Source organism: Micromonospora sp. M42 (genome assembly GCF_000568915.1).
Taxonomy (GTDB): domain Bacteria; phylum Actinomycetota; class Actinomycetes; order Mycobacteriales; family Micromonosporaceae; genus Micromonospora; species Micromonospora chalcea.
Genome location: NZ_KK037233.1, coordinates 766,711 through 768,680 on the forward strand (window position 1 = coordinate 766,711; position 1,970 = coordinate 768,680).

Annotated in this window: 2 protein-coding genes; one reads left to right on the forward strand and one right to left on the reverse strand. The window is 74.2% G+C overall.

Annotated elements, in window-relative coordinates; translation table 11 throughout:
- A partial coding sequence (locus MCBG_RS03115) for a serine/threonine-protein kinase (RefSeq protein WP_223201031.1) occupies window positions 1–914 on the reverse strand: 914 nt, incomplete at its 3' end.
- 502 nt (window positions 915–1,416) lie between these two features.
- Here MCBG_RS03115 and MCBG_RS03120 point away from each other — a divergent pair.
- The coding region (locus MCBG_RS03120) for an RNA polymerase sigma factor (RefSeq protein ID WP_157560810.1) at window positions 1,417–1,970 on the forward strand (554 nt) is incomplete at its 3' end.

The window sequence follows — 1,970 nt, forward strand, 5'->3', positions numbered from 1 at the left end:
GCGGCGCCCGGCCGGACCGCCGGCTGGTCGTCGCGGGACCGCGCCGGGCCCGCCGCGCCGCGCAGCGCCATCGTCGCGGTCGGTGAGTCGGTACGGGCGGCCCGCGCCGCGTCGGCCATCGCCGCGGCGCTCGGGTAGCGGTCGGCCGGGTCCTTGGCCAGCGCCCGGGACACCAGCTCGCGCACCGACGCCGGGATCTCCGCCGGCAGCTCCGGCGGCTCGTCGTCGAGATGGCGTACGGCCACCTGCAGCGGGTTGTCACCGGTGAACGGCGGGCTGCCGGTGAGGCAGCAGTACGCGACCGCGCCGAGCGCGTACACGTCGGTGGCGCCCGAGACCGGCCGGCCGGCGGCCTGCTCCGGCGCCATGTAGAGGGCGGTGCCGGGCACCGCGTTGGTGCTGGTGATGCTCGTGACGTTGGTCGAGCGGGCCACCCCGAAGTCGACGAGCACCACGGTGCCGTCGTCCTGCACCAGCAGATTGCTCGGCTTCACGTCGCGGTGCACGATGCCGCGCCCGTGCGCCGCGTGCAGCGCCTGCGCCACCTGGGCCACGATCGACATGGTCTCGGCGACCTCGAGGCACCCCGCGTCCTCGATCCGCCGCGACAGCGGCTCACCGGCGACGAACTCCATCACCAGGTAGTCGGCCCGGCCGCCGCTGGGCAGCTCGTCCTCGCCGCAGTCGAAGACCTGGACCACGCCGGGGTGGCGCAGCGAGGCCATGATCCGCGCCTCGGAACGGAAACGGGCGATGAAGTCGGGGTCGGACACCAGGGCGGGAAGGAGCACCTTCACCGCGACCGGACGACCGAGGACCAGGTCGGTGGCACGCCAGACGTCGCCCATGCCGCCGGTGGCGACACGGTCTTCCAGGCGGTACCGACCGCTGAGTACGACGTCTGAGGACAGCACCCCCATACCGTACCCACAGCGGGCGCGAAGTATTTCCCGCGATCTCGGCGCGGGATCGAAAGCCTTCAGCGGGGCGTTCCAGCAGCCGGGACGCTGATCGGCGCACCGTGACCGGACCGGCACGATCGGCCAGAATGTGACAGCACGTCGCTGTCCGCCCGCGGGGCCCGGCACGATCGGTTGCGCCGGGGAGCGTCGATTCCGTACGTTGCGTTACCTCGACACGCCGGTGACGGGCGTAGACATTTCTCTCTCTTCCTCCGGCCCTGGCGTCTTGCCGGAGCGCCCCGCGTTCCCAGGCGTCGGCCCGGCTCCCGGCCGCCCCGAGCCGTCGGTACCGTATGTCCGCCGACGCCCGTGCCGCGCGGCAGTGTCCATGGCTCATCGCACCCGTGTGCGAGTGTCAGATCAACTCACCGGGGGGCGGGGTGCGGATGGCGGTGTGGCCACTGGCTCCTCGGCGTGCCCGGTGCCCGCACGCGACCCGGTCCGGACGGCGACCGTGACGGCCGAGCTGAACGAGGCGGTCGCCGCGGCACAGGCCGGCGACGAGGAGGCGTTCCGGTTCCTCTACCGCAGCCTGCAGCCCGCCCTGCTGCGCTACCTGACCGCTCTCGTCGGCGCCGACGCCGAGGACGTGGCCTCCGAGGCGTGGCTCCAGATCTCCCGCGACCTGCCCTCCTTCACCGGTGGGGAGTTCCGCGCCTGGGCGGTCACGATCGCCCGCAACCGGGCCATGGACCATCTGCGCCGGCAGCGGCGGCGTCCGTCGGTGCCGGTGCCGGTGCAGGCGCTCAACGACCTGGCCGCCGACGCGGACACCGCCGACCGGGCCGGCGAGGCCATCGCCACCGAGAGCGCGCTGGCCCTGATCCGTACGCTGCCACCGGCCGAGGCGGAGGCGGTGATGCTGCGGGCCGTCATCGGCCTCGACGCGGAGACCGCCGGGCGGGTGCTGGGACGGCGGGCCGGAGCCGTGCGCACCGCGGCGCACCGGGGCCTTCGCCGGCTGGCGCCATGCTGGAGCGCTCGGCGGCGGACACTGCCCCGGACGAC